This is a genomic window from Georgenia sp. AZ-5 (assembly GCF_043952095.1).
In the GTDB taxonomy this organism is placed as follows: domain Bacteria; phylum Actinomycetota; class Actinomycetes; order Actinomycetales; family Actinomycetaceae; genus Georgenia.
The window spans coordinates 3783680-3803157 of the sequence record NZ_JBINOU010000001.1 but is presented as its reverse complement, the minus strand read 5'-3'; the positions used below and the strand labels follow the sequence as shown (position 1 = coordinate 3803157).

Genomic DNA, 19478 nt, shown 5'->3' with positions numbered 1-19478 from the left:
GCCGACCACCTGGACCGAGCACGAACCGGCGCCTCACTCTCGGCCGTCGCATAGGCCTCTGTCGGCGACGGTTGAAAAGTAGGCCAGAAACGACGGGTGGTTTCCAGTCGCTGCCAGACCCCAGATTTCAGGGGCGTCGACACCGCGGGCGCGCGAGTCCCGGTTACCGGCGGTTCTCTGTCATTCGTGATCCACCATGACTAATCACGACGTACTCAGATTCGCCAACGCCCTTAACGAGAAGCTTGCATCACGTTCGCGGCACGTGTGCCTGTTCATTGGGGCAGGGGCTTCACGGTCGTGCGGCCTGCCGGACGTCAAGGGCCTAGAAACTCACCTGCGCGAGACGCTCAAGGGCGACCAGTTGGCTGCCTTCGAACTCTTGATGAAGGGACGGAGCCTGGAACAGGTTCTGAGTCGCCTACGCCGCCTGGCAGCCCTCCTAGACGGCAGTTCGGAGAAACTGGACGGGCTGACCGCCCAGGCCGCCAATGGCCTTGATGTCGAGATATGTCGACAGATCGTGGCAAAGCTTGACATAGAGGCCGCTGATCTAGCACCGATGATCCGCCTGGCGGCATGGGCTGCCCGGGCTGACTACCACCACCCGGTCGAGATCTTCACCGTCAACTATGACCTACTGCTCGAGACAGCAATGGAGAGTCTCGGTGTCCCCTACTTCGATGGGTTCGTGGGCGCTCTGCGGGCGCTTTTCCGCAGCGATCTCGTCGAGGCGACAGCCTCCGGGGCGGCATCGGGTCTACCTGCGTTCATGGTCCGTCTGTGGAAGTTGCACGGCTCGGTGCACTGGTCCTGGAACACCGACTCGCATCCGTCGGTGATCAGATTGGGTGCACCGGTCCCTGGCATCCAGCCAGCAGCTATCTACCCATCCGATGCTAAGTACGACGAATCACGCAGGGTCCCCTTCGTGGTTCTTCAGGACCGGTTACGGCGAGCCGTGAACGAACCCGAGACGCTCATGCTTCTCAGCGGCTACGCCTTTGGCGACGAGCACCTCAACGAACTCATCTTCGACGCAGCCCGACGCCGGCCCCGATCCGAGTTCGTCGCTTTCTGCTACTCCACGATCCCCGAGACGCTGGCTTCTGTCGCGGCCGTGACACCCAACCTGCAAGTCGTAAGCCCCACCGAGGCGATACTAGGTGGCCTACGCGCCAGTTGGACCGGGGACGACCGGGCGCCCGACGACCTCTGGTACGAGGGTACGTGCCAGCTGGGGGACTTCTCCAAGCTCAGCCGCTTCCTCGCTCGGAGCTCGCCACCCAGGGCGGAATTGGAGGAACGTCTCACCGAGTTGCTCGCCAAGGCGGTGGCTCCGGATGCCTGAGATCGACCCGACCTGCGTTGGCCGAGTACGTCATGTTCTGGGCGCCCAGGTCACAGTCGCACTCGATACCGGCCTGGCGGGCGTGGCGCCGATCTACCGAGGACGACTGCAATCCATCGGACAGATCGGGTCCCTCGTACGAATTCCTCAAGGCCCAGTCGACCTCATCGGACAGGTGAGCATGCTCGGTATCGCCGAACTCAGCGGCCCTCCCAAACCGACCGAGGCGATCCAGGTAGGTGAACGATGGCTGCAGATCGAGTTGCTAGGTGAGGTTGACCGTGGCACCGGCCGGTTTCAACGTGGCGTGGGCTCCTACCCTGGTTTGGACGACGCGGTCCACTTCTCGACACCCGACGATCTCCGACTCGTCTTCCCGCCGTCAGGGACCGATCGCATTCGGCTCGGGCGGCTCTCCGCTGCTGAGGACGTGCCAGTCAGCCTCGACGCTGCCAGGTTTGTCACCCGCCACTCAGCGATCGTCGGATCAACCGGCTCCGGAAAGACCAGCAGTGTCGCTGCGCTCCTGCAAGGGTTCGCCTCCGAGGGTTGGCAGGCGGGCAACATCGTCGTGATCGACCCTCACGGCGAGTATGCAACCGCCTTCGAACGACACGCCTCCATCCGGTCGGTCCTCGGCAGCGGCGACCAGGGTTTGCGCGTCCCGTACTGGGCGCTCCCGGCCGACGACATCCTGGCTGCACTAATCGGCACCACCTCCGGACCGACAACGCGCACAAACTTCGCCGGCTTCGTCGCCGCCGCTCGCAGAGAGTTCGCGGCTGCGGCGACCTGGCTGAATCTTGAACCCACGGCGGTCACCGCAGACACTCCCATCCCGTTCGACATCAAGCAGGTATGGCATCAGCTGGACTACGAGAACAATGAGACGCGGCAGGTCAAGACCGACCCTGACACGGTTGCTGAACAGGATCCCGGTGATCCGGCGAGCCTGACGCCCGCGAGATTCGAGACCTATGGGTCGGGAAGCGCTGCGCCATTCAAAGGACCATTCCACGGTTTACACGGCTCAGCACCAGAGCTTCTACGGCTCAGTTTGTTGGATCCGCGCCTCGCGTTCCTGCTGCAACCACTAGGCGACCCGGCGGGCTCGGACCCGTTGGTCGAGGAACTCGCCAACTGGCTAGGTCGAGAGCGGCCGATCTCGATTCTTGACTTCAGCGGGGTACCTGCAAAGGCGAGTGAGCTGGCCATTGGTGTTGTTCTGAACTTGCTCTTCGAGGCCGCCGTCCGCACGCCACCTGGCGGTGTCGGGATCGGCCGGCCTCGGCCCCTCCTTGTCGTTCTGGAAGAGGCGCACCGCTACCTCGGCGACAGTGCCGTCGCCATGGCTCGCGATGCGGCCAACCGTATCGCCCGTGAAGGACGCAAGTACGGAGTCGGTCTCATGCTCGTCACCCAACGGCCCTCCGAGCTGCCCGACACAGCACTCGCGCAATGCGGGACAATCATCGCTCTACGTCTAAGCAATTCCTCGGATCAGGCCAAGATCCGCGCCGCACTCCCCGACAGCGTCACTGGACTCGCCGCCGTATTACCATCCCTGCGAACCGGTGAGGCCATTGTCACCGGAGAATCTCTCGCTCTTCCGGCGCGGTGTCTGGTCGACGCTCCCGATCCCTTCCCCGATGCCCACGACCCTGACTTGAACTCCTGGCGGGCAACTCCTGACGTCCCCGACCTCAACCTCGCGCTCGCCTCATGGCGAGGCACCTACAACACGGAGGAACCATGATCGATTGGCAAACTGTCGGCGGTTCTAGTCGTATCATCGCCGAGGCCTACCTGCCCGAGATGGAGACCATTCTGGTGCGGTTCCCCGACGGCAAGGAGCACTACTACGCGGCCTGTCCGCCTACCGTCTGGGAAGAGTTCACCGCGCCCGGACAATCACGCGGGAAGTATATAGCCACCGAGCTCAACGCCAAGCCTCACGGACCTTGGTTGGGATAGCATGAACCACTCATTGAAGGGTGGGGGTTAGGCGATTAGCCCGTATTCGGGCATTTTCGGACGGGCAGCCCGACCGTCACAGGCTCGCCCACTCCGTGAGGATTGCCGGCCGCAACCGGGGTCTGGAATCGCAGGCGCTTGCCGTTATTGATACTGCATGCCAGTTCCGCGAACTCTAGCGGGCTCTGTCGCGGCCAACCGTTCCGAAAGGCCTCAACGATTAGTTGTTCCGGGACGAGTTGGTTTCCGTGCGCGTGCATAAATGTGAGGGCCTGCACCGCCATCGCTCGTTCCCTGCTGTCGGCCAGGCCTTGGTTGCGCGCCGGAAGTAGGGGAGATGCCCTCGACCATCCTCTTGATGGCCGCAGAGGCCTCACTGACGGGCTCGATCGTCTTACCGCCGAGCTGGTCGGCCCCATGCGCGACCCAGGTGCGTGCGAGGTGTGCGCCCGCACGACGGCAACGCTGACAACCTGACCGTGTAATTCGAGGTCAAGGATTTCGTCAAGGTCTAGGCACCACGCGATGACCGCGCCTCGCGGCCTGGCCTCAAAGCGCGAGTGACGGTTCGATGTAGTGCCGAGGGAGATGTGTGCGGACTCAAGCCAACGAGACGCCTCAATGGCGCGTGTTGATGATGCGATCAGCGTCGGGTGTGCCCCGAGCCAGCCCGCAGCCACCTCGAAGGACTCTCGCAACTAAACGTGTGCCTCGACGTATCCGCGACGCATGGCACGACTGTAGTGGGGAGCGCCGACAGACCTGTTCCCAAATGGTCTAGCGGCTCACTCCCTCATTTCCATAGCCACCTTGTCGAGCATCGCGGCAGGTGGGTCGAGTGACGCGGACATGATCGACTCCGCTGCCTTCCTTGTACGGTCCTCGGCCGTGGGCCAGAGGTGTGCGTAGGTGTTGAGGGTCGTTGTCGCTTTCGAGTGGCCGAGGGAGCGTTGAACGGTCACGACGTCGCACCCGGCCGCGATCAGCCCGGAGGCGTAGAAGTGCCGTAGGTCGTGCAGCTTGATCCCGGAGAGCCCGGCGTCGCGCAGCGCCTTTCGCCACCAGTGCCCGACGGTGTTCTGGTGCGGCGGGCCCTCCTCTTCGCCGGCGAAGAGCCAGCGACTCTTGCCCGTCGTGCCGTACTTGGCGACGTGCTTGGCGCGCACGTTGACGAGGTTGTCGGCGAGGTAGACGACGCGTTCGGAGCCATACTTGGGCGCTCGGACGTCGATCTCACCGCCGTTGAGTCGCTGGACCTGGCGGGAGACCTTGAGGGTCTTTCGCAGAAAGTCCACGTCGCCAAGCTGAACGCCGGCAGCTTCACCGAGCCGCAGGCCGGCGAACGCGCAGAGGGCGACAAATGGCTGGAACCGCTCGTCGGCCACGGTCATGAGCTGTCCCACCTCCTCCGGGGTGGGGATCGACATGGCGACGTCCGCGCGACGTCGACGGGGGAGGCGTACGCCGTCCGTCGGGTCGGAGCCGATCGCCCTGTCCTTGACGGCGGCGCGGAACACCGACCTGACGTTGACGTACCGGGTCTTGATCGTGCCGGGGGCGAGGCCGGCAGCGTTCATCTGCTTGATCCAGGCCTCGACGTCCGAGCGGCGGACCTGACTTATCGGCTTCCCCGCGAAGGGCGTTGATCTGGCCGCCAGCGACATTGCGAGCACGGTGCCGGGCGCCCAGACCTGGCGGGCCGACCACTCGCCGAAGAACGCCGAGAATGTGATCTTTCCGGCCTGGGGATCGGCGTAGGTGCCGGTGACCACCGCCGAGGTGACGCGATCCAGCCACTGCTGCGCGTCGATCTTGCGATCGAAGTGCCGTGAGTGTTCCTTGCCCGCCTCGTCGCGGTACCGCGCCCGCCACTTGCCGTTGGCCCGTTTGGCGATGTTCCCCGCCATGATGATGCTCCTTCCGGGATGACTCCATGGTTCCTGCGAGATCGGAGGGCAGGGGGCGTCAGCGGTGGTTCTGTGGACGGCTGGCCTGATCGGTGAGCCAGCGGATGAGGTCGGCGCGCCAGTAGCGGACGTGGCGGCCGATCTTGAAGCTGTGCGGTCCGGCGCCGAGGTGGCGCCAGTAGCGCAGGGTGCCTTCGGGGATGCGGAGAAAGGCGCAAGCCTCTTGGAGGGTGAGCATCTCGTCGCCGGGGTTCTTGATGGGACGGTTGTCGACGGGGTTAGTCGGTGATGTGGTCATGGCTAGTGCTCCTCGGTGTAGGTGACCCGGCTGGGTCGCGGGCCGGTGTCTCCGACCTCAACAAGGAGGTGTGCATCGCGCACCGATCGATGATCGGCGATCATTGACGCATGGAATCGATGACCGTGATCGAGTCCGCCCGCAGGGCGGCGGGCTTGTCGCAACGCCGGTTGGCGGAACTGGCGAGAACCCAGCAGTCGTCGGTGTCGGAGTACGAGTCGCGCCGGAAGTCACCGACGCTGGAGGTGGTCGAGCGGTTGCTCGATGCTGCGGACGCGGAGCTCGCTTTGAAGCGCCGGGTCGAGTTCGTCTACGTCGAGGACCCCGTACTCGCGTATTTTGCGGTGCCGAACCGGCTGTGGCAGGTCCCGGTGCCGTTGTGCTTCTCGCGCGTCCAGGTCTTCCCGTTCATGGGATACGCGGACGGCAAGGAGATCTGGGATCTCTCGGATTCGAGAGAGCGGATCGAGTTCTACGAGCTGGTGTTGTGCCGCGGCCTCGACGAGATGCTCCTGGAGACAGTTGACGCCGCCCTGTTGGTCGAGGCCTGGCCCAACATGCACCTTCCTGACTCGGTCCGCGCGGCGTGGCAGCCCTTGATCGATGAGGCCAAGGGTGGGGCCTCCCGTGAGGATCCACCGCTCGACCCCGCCGGGATCAACGCGCGGATGGCAGCGGAGATCGGCATCGCCTGGCCCCGCCCGGCCGGGGCCGGAGGGCGCCGTCAGGTCAGAGCCTGAGGCCGCGATCGCGAGCCGCCGGGACAGGCCGATGCCAGCGCTGGGGGCCGTAGCGATCGATCGCGTCGCGTGCCTGGCGGCGCGCGTGCGCGGGTCCGAGGTCGGCGCGGTCGCGATTGAAGATCTCGATCCACTGGTTCCGGGCGACGTCGACATTCTCGGCGACAAGGTGAGCGACGTTGGTCTGCCGGCCGCGGGTCATGGCGACGTACGCCGACGCGGCACCGGTGTGCTCGCCCATGGCGACGTGGGCGTTCGTGACGGTGCTGCCCTGGGCGCCGTGGACGGTGGTGGCGTAGGCGAGCTCGACGAACCGTGTCGCGTAGGTGACCGGGATCTCGCGGTCCCGTCCCCGGCCGTGGAGGAGGAGGCTGCCGTCCTTGCCGATCCCGGTGACGGTCCAGGTCTGGCGGTTCACGACCTGCAGGCCGGGATCGTTGCGTCGGGTCGCGACCCGGTCCCCGACCCCAATCCGATCGCCGCCAGCAGTGGTGACCTCCCGGCGGGCGTTCCCGTCGCGCTGCATGTGGTGTCTGATGGCGGCGTTGAGCTCGGCGACCTGTTCGCGCGCGTCGGCGATAACGAGATCCCCATTAGCGCCGGCGTCGGCGAGGACGGCAGTGCGTTCGACGTCGGAGGCGTGGATCACGATGTGTCCGCGGCGGTGGAGGGCGTCGAAGACCCCGCCGGGGTCGTCACCGTTACGCATCCGCAGACTCAGCGTCGCGTAGCCGGGGTCCGTGAATCGGTGCACCTTCTCCAAGGTGACGACGGCGGTCGGGTGCGCCCACGAGACCGCGTGGTCGAGGACGCCTCCGCGCCCGACGGCGGGGAGCTGGTGCCGGTCTCCGACGAACGCCACGCGTGCGCCGGTCTCGTCGGCGATGGTGAGCAGCGCCCGGGCGGTGTCCTGGTCGAGCATCCCGGCCTCGTCGATGAGCAGCAGGTCACCGGCCCGGAGCCGGGCGCTCGGATCGAGCGCTGGGTTCGGCTGGCGGGCCCATTGGCCGTCGGCGTCCCAGCGCCATCCGTGCTGGTAGATCAGCCAGGCGGCGGAGTGACCGTCAGCGCCGGTCTCTGCGGCTGCGACCTCGGCGGCCTTCAACGTCGGCGTCACCACCATGAGCCGATGGCCTCGCAGGGACAGCAGCTCCCGAGTGAACCGAAGCGTGGTGGTCTTTCCGGCACCCGCGGCGCCTTCGACCACCACGAGTGGTCCGTCGCCTGCCAGGGCGCCAGCCACGACGGCTTGGGACGGGTCGATCGCGACCACGCCGCGTCCGCCCACGCGGACCCTGCGAGCCGGCTGAGCCGCCCTGCGTGCGATCCGGGCAACGATGTCGGCCTCGACCTCGAGCACCTGCGGTGAGCTCAATGATCGGATGTGCACTGGCACATCGGGCCGGTTGAGCAACGTGACGCACCGGGTGGCGGCCCGGGCGGTGATGTCCTCGGCGAGCTCGGCTCGCGCGGCCGGGTCGGCGAGTAGACAGGTCTGTGCGAGGAGGACCTCCGTCTTCCCGCGGATGTCCGCGGTGTTCCATGCCGACCTCTTCGCCCCGAGGATGGAGACGACAAGGTCTGCTGCGACATCGCGGTCGATCCAACCTAGGCGTGGCCCTGCCGGCGGAACGGATTTCGCGGGGTCGCGGTAGCCGAGCGCACGCAGCTCGCCGTTCCAGCGGGCCACGAGCTCCCGGCCGTCCTTCGGGACGACCTTGTCGGGGCGGGCTTCTGCCCACGCCCGCCGGTCCCACACCTCGCGCAGCCCGGGACCTGGCTCCTCGCCGGGGTGCTTTCTGCGCCAGTCGCCTTCGTAGCGGTCCACGTTCCGCCGGATCTGCGCGGTACGCGCGCTGAACGCCCCGACGTATGGGATCAGCTGGCGAATCTCGTTCGTCTCCGGTTCGAGCACCAACCCGTGCGCCGCGAGCACCGATCGGAACTGCGGGTCGGTCGCGACCGCGGCGTGGCCGATGCCGTTGATCGCCTCGATGCTGTCGCGGATTCCGACGGAGTGGATACCGCGCCAGGCACCGGCCGCGTAGACGCGGGCGTTGATCTGGAGATGAAGATGCCGGTGAGGGTCGCCGGCACGGGAGGTGTAGTGCCGGATGACCGCGGCCTCGATCCGCTCGACCGGGACCTGCACCTGCCGCCCGCGCGGCCCGACCCGCGTCGTCGCATGCTGGGCGACCCAGACGACGATCTCCGCGGCGGCCCTGTCCTGGGCGGCGTCGAGCGCGGCAGAGACCTCTGGATGAAGCGCAGCGGCCAGCGACCAAGTCTTGGGACCGTTGACGGTGACCTCGACGAACCGCAGCGCGCGCGTCCTTGCGGACCCAGCCCTTCGGGCGGCCGGTGTCGATGTCGATGCCGGCGACCCACTGCTCATAGGTCTCGCCGTCCATCGAACCCGCGCGCTCGACGTCCTCCGGCGTCGCGGTGAATCGCTCGGCGACGCCGGTTCCCTCACCGAGGTAGTAGTCGTCTGCCCGGGACCGATCGCGTTCGACGTAGGCCCGGGCGGCCCTCGCCGCGCCGCGGTAGAACTTCACCCCGCCATGCACCCGGACCACCACCTCCGCGAACGTCCGTCGACATCCAACGGACCCCCAGAAATGCCGCGTGGGCCGCCCGATCACGGGCGACCCATCTACGTCCTTCGTAGCATGCGTACCGCTCGATGGGGAGGGCCTGAGACGGGCCGCGAAGTAGTAGGTGGGACCAGATTGTGGGGGCCGTCGAGAGCCAACGATTTCCCAGTGAGAACTGGAGATCGGGCATTGCAGTCAGGCGAGAGCGCAGAAGCGGATCGGTGACAGTCAGGCCGCTGAGGATGAGCTCCTTCACGAACCGAGCAAAAGGAGCATCGGACGCAGACCAGGCCCCGTACGTCGCCCCATAGCGGGACGCGCGGCCGGTCGGGTCTTACGGGACGTTCGACCGGCGACGCCACCTCTTGGCGTGGCGAGCGTCCGCTGGTGGTTCGTCTAACGGCCACGGCGTACGCGGCGCGGGCTGCCCTCTCCCCTGGATCGCCATCGCGACCTATCGCGCAGAACCGTCCAGATTTGATGGGGGCAGCAGCACTCGTCAACACGCCGGGGACAGGTTAACGATTCGCGACCTCCCATGAGGTACTGTTCCGTCAAGACCTCCCCGTCACCAGGAGCCCGAATCATGACCGTAGTTGCGATCGAAAACGCCGCCGAGGGTCGTCTCCACCAGCTCGGTCTCAGTTCGGACCTGCTCGTGCGCGCCCTGCTGCGCGCCGATGCCGAGGCGAAGCTGACTACCGGTCTCGAGCCGCCGACCGCAGAGGGCACGACGCGGTATGCGAAGACGGTGCGCTACGTTCGCGAGGAGCTAGTTCCGCTCAACTGGGGGTTCGACAACTCCAAGCACTTTTGCCGGACGATCCACCCGAGCGGCGCTTTCTCCATTGTCACAAGTTCGGGCGATGTGTTCACCGGCGTGGACATCCCAGGGATGAAGCCGTCGACCAAGTATCCCAAGGGTGACCTGACATCGCTGGCGGTCAAGCAGAACGCCGACCAGGGCGTGCTTGACCTCGGCCCCGACTATGCGGTCAACCCTGTTGACCTCAAGAACACCTGGTTCCTCCTCCAACGAGTGACGGACGAGACCATCTACGCCGAACTCTCGCTGCCCACTGCGATCGCGAATGGCCTCATCATCGACTGGGGCGAGCGGATTCTCCTCCCGCAGATCTCGCGCCAGGACCCGCTGCCCACCGTCACGGTCGAGGAGCCGCCGTCCGGCGGCGACGCGTACAACGTCGAAGTCGCGCTGCGCTAGTTGAGCGGACGACAGATCTCATGCTGAATCCCACACGATTGGCGGCTGCCCGTAAGCGCCGTGGCTGGACACTGACAAGGCTTGCTGCCGAGACCGGTCTTAGCCGAGTGAGTCTCTCAAGCTACGAGAATCAACACCAGGACCCTGCTCCGCAGACGCTGAAAACGCTGGCCGACGCCCTTGGAGTCAAAGAGGCATTCCTTACCGCCGACGACCTCGAGGAGATTCCCGTCGAGTCCGTCAGTTTTCGGGCACTGAGCAAGATGACGGCGCGCACCCGGGACCGCGGGTTGAGTTCTGGACGCATCGCAATCCTCATCAATGAGTGGATCGAGCAGAGGTTTACACTTCCGGATCCAGATGTGCCCTCCCTGACCGGGCGAGACCCCGAATTAGCGGCTCAGGAAGTACGGGCGCGCTGGGGGCTCGGGGAGCAACCCATTGCCAACATGGTTCATCTGCTTGAGGCCCATGGCGTTCGAGTCTTCTCACTGACTGACGACACCAAGGATTTGGACGCCTTCTGTTTGAGTTGGCACGGGCAGCCATTCATTCTGCTCAGCCGTGAGAAGTCGGGAGAGCGACGTCGTTTCAACGCTGCTCACGAGCTCGGTCACTTGGTCCTCCACGGTGAGGACAGGGTTCCCAACGGGCCAGACGCGGAGGCTGAGGCCAATCGGTTCGCTGCCGCGTTCCTGATGCCCAGGGCAGGCGTTCTGGCTCAGGGACTCAACAACGCCTCGGTGCGCCAGGTCATCGAAGCAAAGAAGCGCTGGAGCGTGGCGGCGATGGCTATGGCGCATCGCGCGAACGAGCTTGGATTGATGACAGAGTGGGCGTACCGCACAGTGTGCGTAGACCTGTCGCGCCTTGGCTATCGCCGCGGCGAGCCGTACGGGATCCCTCACGAGAACTCGATGCTGCTCACTAAGGTCATGCAACAATTGCGCGACAGCCACCGCGGCCCAACGACTATTGCGGAGGATCTGGGGCTGAGTCCGGCTGAAGTTCAGGCTTACATGATGGGCCTGACGCCGCTGTTGGTCGGCGGTTCTTCCGGAAACCGAACCGCCATCCGCGAGGGCCACCTGCGGGTAGTAGAGAGCCGATGAAGAAAACTAAATCCTGACCTAGGGCGGCATCTCGGCGGTGACGAATTCGCCGATCGCGGCGATACCGTCTCTGACCAGCAAAGGTGGGTGTGATTGATGGCACGAAGCGACACTCTCCGACGGGAGATCGCGACCCTGGAAGGCAAGAAGGCGGGCTACGCGAAGATCGTGGCTGCCCAGGGCAAGATCGCGACCTCGGCGCGCGAGGCGGCTCGCAAGAAGCGTGAAATGGCGGCGCGCTCCAAGAGCGCCTCCACGGTCCGGTCGTCGCTGGCTGCGGCCGAGCGCGAGGAGAAGAAGGCAGACACCGCTGAGAGCAAGGTCGCCAAGGCGCGCAAGGAAATGGCGGCCATCGAGAAGACGATCGCCACGAAGTCGACCTCGCTGCGTTCAGCTGAGGCATCGGAGCAGAAGTCTGCCGACAACATTAAGCGGAGCAACGACGCCAAGCGAAGGCGCGAGGAGCTCAGCCACGCACGCGCTGTTGCGAAGGCGAGCACGCCGGTGCCGGCTATCCGGTACGTCGAGGTTGTCCCGCCGGCTCCCGAGCAGCTCCGAGTGCTTTACCTGACGTCGAATCCTGACGCCACCACGAACACCGTGACGAGCCCCGACGGGATGGTCGTCGAACAAGGCGCATGGCTCCGCGTTGACCAGGAGGTGCGACAGGTTAGGCAGGGGTTGCGCGGCTCGAAGTACCGCGATCTCGTCGTCGTGGAACACGCACCCGCCGCAACCTTCGGCGACCTGACTGACGGATTGAACGACCACCGTCCCCATGTCGTGCACTTCTCCGGCCACGCTGACGCGTTCGGCGTCTGGATGGAGAACGATGCCGGCGAAGCCGACGGGCAGGACGTCGACTTCACCCTCCTCGCACAACTTCTGGGAGCCACGGACGAACCACCTCGTCTGGTCGTCTTGAACGCATGCGAGAGCCTTGAGGGCGCAGACGACCTCCTGCAGACGGTCCCTGTGGTGATCGGTATGTCGGACACGATTGACGACACGGCCGCCGTTGTCTTCGCGCGATCGTTCTACGCCGCACTTGCCTCCGCCCAGTCCGTAGCCGCCGCCGTTGAGCAGGCCAAGGTGCAGATGCTTGCCGCCTCCATGTTCGACCCCGGCCAGGTCGACCACTCCCACCTCCCGACACTGAGAACGCGAGACGACGTCGACCCCACGACGCTCGTCCTAGTGTCGTGTGTAGTTAGTAGATTTACGGTTGCCTTGCTGGGAGCATGGGGTATGGCGAATCGACCTGCCCCGGCCTTGGCACTGCGGGATGGCGACCGGGAGAAGTTGGTGCGGCTGACCCGGTCCTCCAGTGAGAGGGCCGGGCTCGCCCAACGAGCGCGGATCGTGCTACTGGCCGCGGAGGGGGTGTCGAACACCGCGATCGCGGACAAGGTCGGGGTGTCACGCCCGACGGTGCTGGACTGGCGTGGCCGGTACGCGCGCGAGGGCCTCACCGGGTTGGAGGACGACCCGCGCTCGGGGCGGCCGCGGAAGATCGACCATCGTCAGATCGTCTCGGTCACGCTCGCCCCGCCGCCGAAGAAGTACGGGGTGACGCACTGGTCGAGCCGGCTGCTGGGCCGGCACCTGGGAATCAGCAACGGCACGGTGGCCAAGGCATGGCGCGACTATGGGGTCCAGCCCTGGCGCGAGGAGACCTTCAAGTTCTCCACTGATCCCGAGCTGGTCGCGAAGGTCACCGATGTGGTCGGGCTGTACCTGGCCCCGCCGGAGAACGCGGTCGTGCTGTGCGTGGACGAGAAGTCCCAGATCCAGGCTCTGGACCGCACCGCGCCGATGCTGCCGATGCAGCCGGGTCTGCCCGCCCGGCGGACCCACGACTACGTCCGGCACGGGACCTCGACGCTGTTCGCGGCGCTGGAGATCGCGACCGGCAAGGTCACCGCCGCGTGCAAGCCGCGCCACCGCCACCAGGAGTTCCTCGCGTTCCTCAAGCAGGTCGCACGCGCCTACCCCGACCAGGAGCTGCACCTGGTGATGGACAACTACGCCGCGCACAAACGGATCGAGATCCGCAAGTGGCTGGCCGCGAACCCGCGCGTGCAGGTGCACTTCACCCCGACCTCCGGGTCCTGGCTGAACCTGGTTGAGGTCTGGTTCGGGATCATCGAGCGCCAGGCCATCCACCGCGGCACGTTCGCCTCGGTCAAGGATCTCAACACCAAGATCCGCGTTTTCATCAACGGCTGGAACGACCGATGCCACCCCTTCGTCTGGACCAGGCCCGCTGATGAGATCCTCAAGAAGGCAAACCGTAAGAACACTTCAAACACGGACCACTAGTCTCACCCCCGGCCGGCTCATGAAAACCCCGAAGGGCCCGATGTGAACAAGCAGCAGAAGCTCAAGAACACCGCAGAAGGACTGCTTGCCGGCCTCGCCGCCGTCGGCTTCAAAGGCCCCTGGCGCTGGGCCCATCACGAGTGGGAGGGAGCCTTCTACCGTGCGTGGCGGACGTGGCCGCCCGCGAGGGACACCCAGATCTTCCGTACGTTCCAGGTCGGTGGTTCCGCCGACGGCCGGACGTCTCAGGCGCGGGAGATTCTCTTCGCGGTGAAGAGCACCTCACCGTTCGACGGCTACGACCGTGGCCCACTGAACCCTGCGCCAAGAGGGCTGACTCCGGGGGAGTACCTCGAGATATCGGTGGAGGGCGCGACTCCTCAGGAGTGGATGGACTTTGCCCGGTCCTTCCTGACTGAAATGAACGAGCCGCTCGAGGAGTAGGAGTCCCGACGACACTCCGTGGGAACACCCGACGTGGATACCGCCTGGCGTGAACCAGTATCTCAATCAGCCGCGGGTCCTTAATGGCGCCACCGGAGCTGTGGCCTTGACGGCGTGGAGCGCCGCAGGGGATCTCAGTCCGGTGCTCGGTTTTCGGTCGAGTCAGGTCCTCGAGCAGTGCCCGCGCCTCTGTCTGGCGCGCTGAGGGAAGCGTGGTCGCGATCGTGTTTGCGACACGGTCGGAGGCCGGGGGATAGGTGGGGGCCGGGTGCGGCTCGTAACGCAGCAGCAGGTCCTCGCGAGAGGCTGCGGGAGCCGGCACCCCAGAGGCGATGTAACTCGGCGGGCGGCACCAGCTCGTAGGTCTGATCAGCGGGGCCGAGGATGGGGTCGATGACCCGGGCAGTGTTGGCCTCGTGGTCGACCGCGATCCCGAGGTGTGCGCTGCCGAACTCGGCGAACGCGCCGCACAGGAGGCCGCGCGCTCGTTGGCGTGGGGTCCGTAGGTGACGGGGACGAAGTTGTCGACGCCTGGCGAAGGCGCGAGAGATGCGTCCGGCCATCCAACGGGCGTGCATGGCGTCGTTGCCGGCGTCGGAGTCCCAGCTGACGTCGGCGACGGGTCCGAGCTGGCCGTCGGTGATGGTGGCGATGGCCACCTGGTCATCGCTCGGCTCGTACTCCAGGCGGTAGGGGATGGCGCCGGCGACCACGGCTGCCTGACGAGCTGCGAGAGCTTCTGGCTGCTCACTCATCGGACTCGTCGTCGAGGTCGAGTGGGATGGGCATGCCGCGGCCTACGTCGACCGTCGTCGTGGTGGAGGAGGGGCTGGTCTCCCGGTGGATGGTCGTGAGGCGATCGCCTCGGCGATCGTGGACTCAGCTGGTGACTCGCTCATGGTCGGTGTCCCCCGTGTTCTGTGTGCTGCTCTCAGTGATTGGCTGAGAGGTGGTGCCGTTCGTCTCGGTCGTTGTAGTCGTGCGCCGCCGTGCGCGTGCGGCGCGCTTCTTCTTCTCCGGCTCTGGGAATTCGATCTTGCGCAGCTCGGTCGCTGACCAGCCGGCAGTGAGCGCGGCGTTGTAGGCGCGCACGTCACCGCGCTCGGCGTCGCGGATGCGACCCCGCGATGCGTGCTTCGAGCTCGGCACGCTCGCGCTCGGTTTCCTCGCGCACGTCGACGATGCGCTGGCGCGCCTCGGCGAGCGACTGGATGGCCCATCGCACGAAGCCTGGCGACGGGGGCTTGGCCGGCGACCGGCAGCTGCCGCCGGGATGTCGCAGCGGACGGATAACCTCAACGCTTGGTGAAGCCCCCGCTGCAGTTACTTGTCGAGGCTACGGGCCTCGATGAGCGCCTGGAGTTAGTGGAGTACGTCGAGAGCACGATCGAGTCGGCGCCGATCGAGGTCTCCGAGGAGCAGAAGGCGATGATCCAGGCACGGGCGGTCGAGCGGCCAGGCAGATCCGTCGATCGGCTTGACTTGGGAGAGCTGGACTCCCGGATTGGCTCTCGCTGGAAGTGACCGATCCGGCCTGGATCGATCGAGGGCGTAATCAACGAGCGCGCCGACACGTAGCAGTCCGCAAACAGTCCGCAAGAAGTCCGGCGGAGGCCGATGACCGCCGATGAGACCCAACGGTCCGATAGTCACGTTCTTGCAGGTCAGACCATGTTTTCGTCGTCTACCGACGATGACCGAAACCAGCCAAAAACCGGCGGAATCGTTCCGCTTCAATGTGGTGAACCAGTGCGTTTGCCGAGGTCAGAGAGGTGGGGCGCTCAGTCCGCGCTGAGTCCGCAATAATTTCACCGTTATTGGTCTCGATCAGGCTGTCTCTGAGCGCAATCTCCAGGCTCGGTCCTACCGACTGGACGTCTGTGACGTGACCCTGTGGCGTGGAAAGGGACAGCTCACGCGGTCACTTAGCGATGCACTAAACCCTGGGTCATGTCTTTCGGCGTTGGCTCGGCAGCAAGCACGTCAATTCTTGTTGTGACCCAGCGACCGCGCATGCAGTACGTCCTTCCAGTACGACTCACGCTCGAGGACATGGAAGTCGTCAGTTCGCATCGACCAGTATTCCAGGAGCGCGAACCGCATGTTGGTCCGGTAGTACTCCTCACCCCTCTCCTCGACAAGTTCCTTCAGACCGATGTTGCCGCCGTGCAGCGTGGCCGCGTACGTCACCCAGCGTTGCCAGATGCCGGTGTCGCCGTACGCGGAGCCGACGTACCGCTGCCCAGTCTCCTTGTCGTGGATAACGTAGACGCCCTTCATGCTCTCCAGCGCGATGCGCCAGTCAGCCCGAGATTGACTCACGACAGCCTGTAGGTCGGCGAGGCTGTGATTGATCCGATCGTGACCCGGGAAAGGATCACCGGCGAACGGCTCCTCAACGATCGACGAGACCGTCATCGTGGGTAGCACCGACTCCATGGTGCGGCGAATGTTCCTGCCGGACCGCTTGTGGCGGATGTAGAGGCGGCGGATGAACGCACCCATGAGGTCCTCACGCAGGGCCACAGTGTAAGAGTGCGCCTGCTGCTCGTGCCTGCGCTCCAGAACCTCCCAGATCCCGCCGAAAAGCCAGAGCGTCGCGTCGTGCTTGTCCTGAGCGACCGAGAAGATGAACTCGCGGTTGAAGTCGTCCTTCACGCTTCGCCACGAGTTCCACCCCTGCCACTCCTCCTGGTTGGTCGCGAGAACGTCAATCGGATGCTTGATCTGATTCCAAACAGCGAAGTGGACCTTGTACGCCTTCGGGTCGAGGCTTTCGGGGAGCAGCGCGGTGAGCGGAATGGCCTCCATGGAAGGACCCTAAATGGGCGTACCCACCGGCGGTGTCGGAGGGGTGGCCGGGTACACGGCGTGCCCTCGCAGCCGCACCGCCGGCACGACGGGTCCGGCTCGACGACCCGGCAGGCCAGCACGGTCCCGGCCCGCATGAGACCGACAGGGGATCCGGGGACGGTTCAGGCCGCCGCCCAACCGACCCTCCGCGTCCGTGGCCCAGATAGGCTCTCCGCATGGCTTCGAACCGCAAGCCACTCGACGACCTTCGTGAGACTGTGGGCCGCCTGGGCGATCAACTTCCGCGGCCCGGTCTGCGGGGCGGGGATGACCACTTGGGCGGCCGCCCCCGACCGGTTCGGCCGCTCTCGGCGGTGCAGGCGGAGCTCGAAGGGCTCGTTGGACTGGAGACGGTCAAGGAGCAGGTGCAGGCGCTTGTCGCCTTCCTGCAGGTGCAGGCGCGCCGCAAGATCCACGGCCTGCCCGAGGTGGCGACGACCCAGCACCTCGTGTTCCTCGGAAACCCGGGCACGGGCAAGACCACGGTGGCGCGGCTCCTGGCCGAGATGTACCGGGCGGTCGGCTTGTTGCAGAAGGGGCACCTGGTGGAGGTCGATCGGGCCGCTCTGGTTGGGCAGTACGTCGGTGCGACCGCGATCAAGACCGACCGCGTGATCCGCCGGGCGCTCGACGGCGTCCTGTTCATCGACGAGGCCTACTCGCTGGCGCCGGAGGGCGACGGACGGCCCGACTTCGGACCGGAGGCGATCGAGGTCCTGCTCAAGCGCATGGAAGATCACCGCCATCGCCTGGTGGTGATCGTCGCCGGCTATCCCCGGCTGATGGAGTCGTTCCTGCTCTCGAACCCTGGCCTCCGCTCTCGTTTCGCTCGCGAGATCAGGTTCCCCGACTACTCGACCGACGAGCTCGAGGCGATCTTCGCAACCATCCTCATTCAGCACGAGTACGCGCTAGAGCCTGGCGCCGAAGCGACGCTCCGCCGCATCCTCGGTGGCCTCCGCCATGATGAGGAGTCCGGCAACGCGCGCTTCGCCCGCACGCTGTTCGAGCAGGCGCTCAACCGCCAGGCGCTGCGTCTGACACGCGACGAGGATCGGAGTGTGGACTCGCTCGACCGTGCCGACGTAACGACCCTCACCGCCGACGACGTCGCCGAGGCCGCCCGCGCGCTCGGCGAGGAGCCAGCGCGTGAACCCGAGCTCTCTCGATGGCGACGCTGGCTCGGGTAACGTCCTGGACGCCGGCGGCGTCCCGGGCGTGACCCGAACATCGGCGAACCCCTGGGCCTCGTGTCGACAGCGTGTGCCTCGTTGGCGACGACCGACTCGAGTTGCTCGCTTCGTGGACGTTCGCCGTGCCCCTGCCTGGATCGAGGCCACCGTCACCGGGCGAGCCGACACCTAGCAGTCCGCAAACAGTCCGCAAGAAGTCCGGCGGAGCCCGTTGACCGCCAACGAGACGCAACGGTCCGATACTCACGTTTCTGCAGGTCAGAGCATGTTTTCGTCGTCGTTCGACGATGACCGAAAACAGCCAAAACCCTCCGGAATCGTTCCGCTTCAACGTCTGAGGAGCTAGGTGTTGAGCGTGACGTGGCTGACGCCTGTGCCAGTGCCCTCTCGACGGCCACCACGTCGCATCCTGCGGCCATGAGGCCGGACGCATGGAAGTGGCGGAGTTCGTTCAGGTGGATGCCGTTCAGACCTGCCGTTCCGGAGGTCTTCCGCACCGGTAGGTGACGGTGTTCTGCTGCGGCGGGTTGTTGCCCTGTCCGACGGTGGCGTGATCTGGACCTCGCCGCGTCCGGCGCGTTGCACCTGACGGCGTACGTGGACCCCAGGGCGGGCCCACGCGCATGCGCATGCCGATCGGTGCATACTGCTCGCTCGTGAACATCGAGCTGCTCTACATCGACGGTTGCCCGAGCTGGACGGTGGCGCTCTCGCGCCTCGCACACGTGCTGGAGAACTGTGGCCTTGGCGACGAGCCCGTCGATCTCGTGCGCGTGTCCACCAACGAGCAGGCTCGGTCGATCAACTTCCGCGGCTCACCGACGATCCGCATCAACGGCCACGATCCGTTTCCCTGTCCCGGAGACTGCCTCTTGACCCATTGTTGCCCGGACACTGGGCTGCCATGCCGTGTCTACGTGACACCCGACGGCATCGCAGGAGCACCCACGACGGATCAACTCATCCACGCAATACTGCAGGCGGATGACTACCTGAACTAGATGCCCTGCGGGCTGAGGCAGCCGCCGGCCGTCACCGGCACCGCGTCCTGCGTTCACAGCATCTGATGGCTCCCTGATCCGTGTACGCGGGCCGGTGGGATCGCCCGGAAGGGCGAGATCACCCGGCGGTTAGAAGCGGAACGGGATCGGGATGGGGCCGCAGCAGCACACCCCGCGTACGTCTGTACGGGTGGCGAGCAGGAGGCTGGCCGCGCGGTAGCACGCGAGGAAGCGGGCCATGGTGGGTACCGTGCCGCGCAGGAGCCCCCGGGTGCCGAGGATCTGACGGACCGCGGCGGAGCAGGACGGGCCGCCGTGGGCGACCCGGTGCGCGCAGCTCCAGCCCTTCCTCGGCGAGATGCGGTGCTGGTAGAAGCTGATCAGCGCGTCGGCGGCGCGGCTAGCCGGAGTCATGCGACGCCACGCTAGCGACCGGGGTGCGCCGCGTCGCGGTGAGACGT

The 19478-nt window shown here is 65.9% G+C and carries 17 protein-coding genes and 1 pseudogene; 12 read left to right on the top strand and 6 right to left on the bottom strand.

Going from position 1 to position 19478, the window contains the following annotated elements; translation table 11 throughout:
* Positions 1-196 precede the first annotated feature (196 nt).
* From ACF0H8_RS17630 to ACF0H8_RS17620, 3 genes are read left to right on the top strand one after another with little or no spacing between them, the layout of a single operon-like run.
* Positions 197-1351, top strand: a complete 1155-nt coding sequence (locus ACF0H8_RS17630) for an SIR2 family protein (protein WP_395290182.1) — start codon at positions 197-199, stop codon at positions 1349-1351.
* A complete protein-coding gene (locus ACF0H8_RS17625) occupies positions 1344-3107 on the top strand; it encodes an ATP-binding protein (RefSeq protein ID WP_395290181.1) in 1764 nt (587 codons plus the stop codon). Before ACF0H8_RS17630 ends, ACF0H8_RS17625 begins: the two co-directional genes overlap by 8 nt.
* A complete protein-coding gene (locus ACF0H8_RS17620) occupies positions 3104-3325 on the top strand; it encodes a hypothetical protein (RefSeq protein WP_395290180.1) in 222 nt (73 codons plus the stop codon). The genes ACF0H8_RS17625 and ACF0H8_RS17620 overlap by 4 nt, the downstream gene beginning before the upstream one ends.
* A 785-nt stretch (positions 3326-4110) precedes the next feature.
* On the opposite strand, the gene ACF0H8_RS17615 is transcribed toward ACF0H8_RS17620, so the two are convergent.
* The gene (locus ACF0H8_RS17615; protein ID WP_395290179.1) at positions 4111-5232 is read right to left on the bottom strand and encodes a tyrosine-type recombinase/integrase; all 1122 of its coding nucleotides are present in this window, start codon (positions 5230-5232) and stop codon (positions 4111-4113) included.
* Between the two features lie 58 nt (positions 5233-5290).
* Positions 5291-5530, bottom strand: a complete 240-nt coding sequence (locus ACF0H8_RS17610) for a helix-turn-helix domain-containing protein (protein ID WP_395290178.1) — start codon at positions 5528-5530, stop codon at positions 5291-5293.
* 110 nt (positions 5531-5640) lie between these two features.
* On the opposite strand from ACF0H8_RS17610, the gene ACF0H8_RS17605 reads away from it, so the two are divergent.
* Positions 5641-6270, top strand: coding sequence for a helix-turn-helix domain-containing protein (locus ACF0H8_RS17605; protein ID WP_395290177.1), 630 nt, complete (start codon positions 5641-5643; stop codon positions 6268-6270).
* On the opposite strand, the gene mobF is transcribed toward ACF0H8_RS17605, so the two are convergent.
* Positions 6260-8665 (bottom strand): MobF family relaxase, encoded by a 2406-nt coding sequence (gene mobF, locus ACF0H8_RS17600; RefSeq protein WP_395290176.1) that lies wholly within the window; start codon positions 8663-8665, stop codon positions 6260-6262. The two genes, ACF0H8_RS17605 and mobF, sit on opposite strands and share 11 nt — an antisense overlap.
* A 788-nt stretch (positions 8666-9453) precedes the next feature.
* Here mobF and ACF0H8_RS17595 point away from each other — a divergent pair.
* The 5 genes and pseudogenes from ACF0H8_RS17595 (at position 9454) to ACF0H8_RS17575 (ending at position 13970) form a co-directional block, all read left to right on the top strand.
* Positions 9454-10092, top strand: coding sequence for a hypothetical protein (locus ACF0H8_RS17595; RefSeq protein WP_395290175.1), 639 nt, complete (start codon positions 9454-9456; stop codon positions 10090-10092).
* A 20-nt stretch (positions 10093-10112) separates the two neighbouring features.
* Positions 10113-11204 carry a helix-turn-helix domain-containing protein gene (locus ACF0H8_RS17590; RefSeq protein ID WP_395290174.1) on the top strand — a complete coding sequence of 364 codons (1092 nt, stop codon included), beginning with the start codon at positions 10113-10115 and terminating at the stop codon, positions 11202-11204.
* Positions 11205-11300: 96 nt separating this feature from the next.
* Positions 11301-12308, top strand: a pseudogene (locus ACF0H8_RS17585) (CHAT domain-containing protein); the annotation flags it as partial.
* A 144-nt stretch (positions 12309-12452) separates the two neighbouring features.
* Entirely contained in the window at positions 12453-13526 is a 1074-nt protein-coding gene (locus ACF0H8_RS17580; RefSeq protein ID WP_395290920.1) for an IS630 family transposase, read from the top strand.
* Between the two features lie 42 nt (positions 13527-13568).
* On the top strand, positions 13569-13970 hold the full coding sequence (locus ACF0H8_RS17575; protein WP_395290173.1) for a hypothetical protein: 402 nt from the start codon (positions 13569-13571) through the stop codon (positions 13968-13970).
* Between the two features lie 879 nt (positions 13971-14849).
* Here the strand turns inward: ACF0H8_RS17575 and ACF0H8_RS17570 are convergent.
* The gene (locus ACF0H8_RS17570) at positions 14850-15119 is read right to left on the bottom strand and encodes a hypothetical protein (RefSeq protein ID WP_395290172.1); all 270 of its coding nucleotides are present in this window, start codon (positions 15117-15119) and stop codon (positions 14850-14852) included.
* Between the two features lie 153 nt (positions 15120-15272).
* Here ACF0H8_RS17570 and ACF0H8_RS17565 point away from each other — a divergent pair, with 153 nt between their 5' ends.
* Entirely contained in the window at positions 15273-15494 is a 222-nt protein-coding gene (locus ACF0H8_RS17565; RefSeq protein WP_395290171.1) for a hypothetical protein, read from the top strand.
* A 459-nt stretch (positions 15495-15953) separates the two neighbouring features.
* Here ACF0H8_RS17565 and ACF0H8_RS17560 read toward each other — a convergent pair whose 3' ends face one another.
* A complete protein-coding gene (locus tag ACF0H8_RS17560) occupies positions 15954-16781 on the bottom strand; it encodes a GIY-YIG nuclease family protein (RefSeq protein ID WP_395290170.1) in 828 nt (275 codons plus the stop codon).
* Positions 16782-16999: 218 nt separating this feature from the next.
* Between ACF0H8_RS17560 and ACF0H8_RS17555 the strand changes: the two genes are divergently transcribed.
* Complete coding sequence (locus ACF0H8_RS17555) at positions 17000-18013, top strand: AAA family ATPase (RefSeq protein WP_395290169.1); 1014 nt, start codon at positions 17000-17002, stop codon at positions 18011-18013.
* A gap of 659 nt (positions 18014-18672) precedes the next feature.
* Positions 18673-19017 (top strand): thioredoxin family protein, encoded by a 345-nt coding sequence (locus ACF0H8_RS17550; RefSeq protein WP_395290168.1) that lies wholly within the window; start codon positions 18673-18675, stop codon positions 19015-19017.
* A gap of 129 nt (positions 19018-19146) precedes the next feature.
* Here ACF0H8_RS17550 and yidD read toward each other — a convergent pair whose 3' ends face one another.
* A complete protein-coding gene (yidD, locus tag ACF0H8_RS17545; protein ID WP_395290167.1) occupies positions 19147-19431 on the bottom strand; it encodes a membrane protein insertion efficiency factor YidD in 285 nt (94 codons plus the stop codon).
* Between the last annotated feature and the right edge of the window lie 47 nt (positions 19432-19478).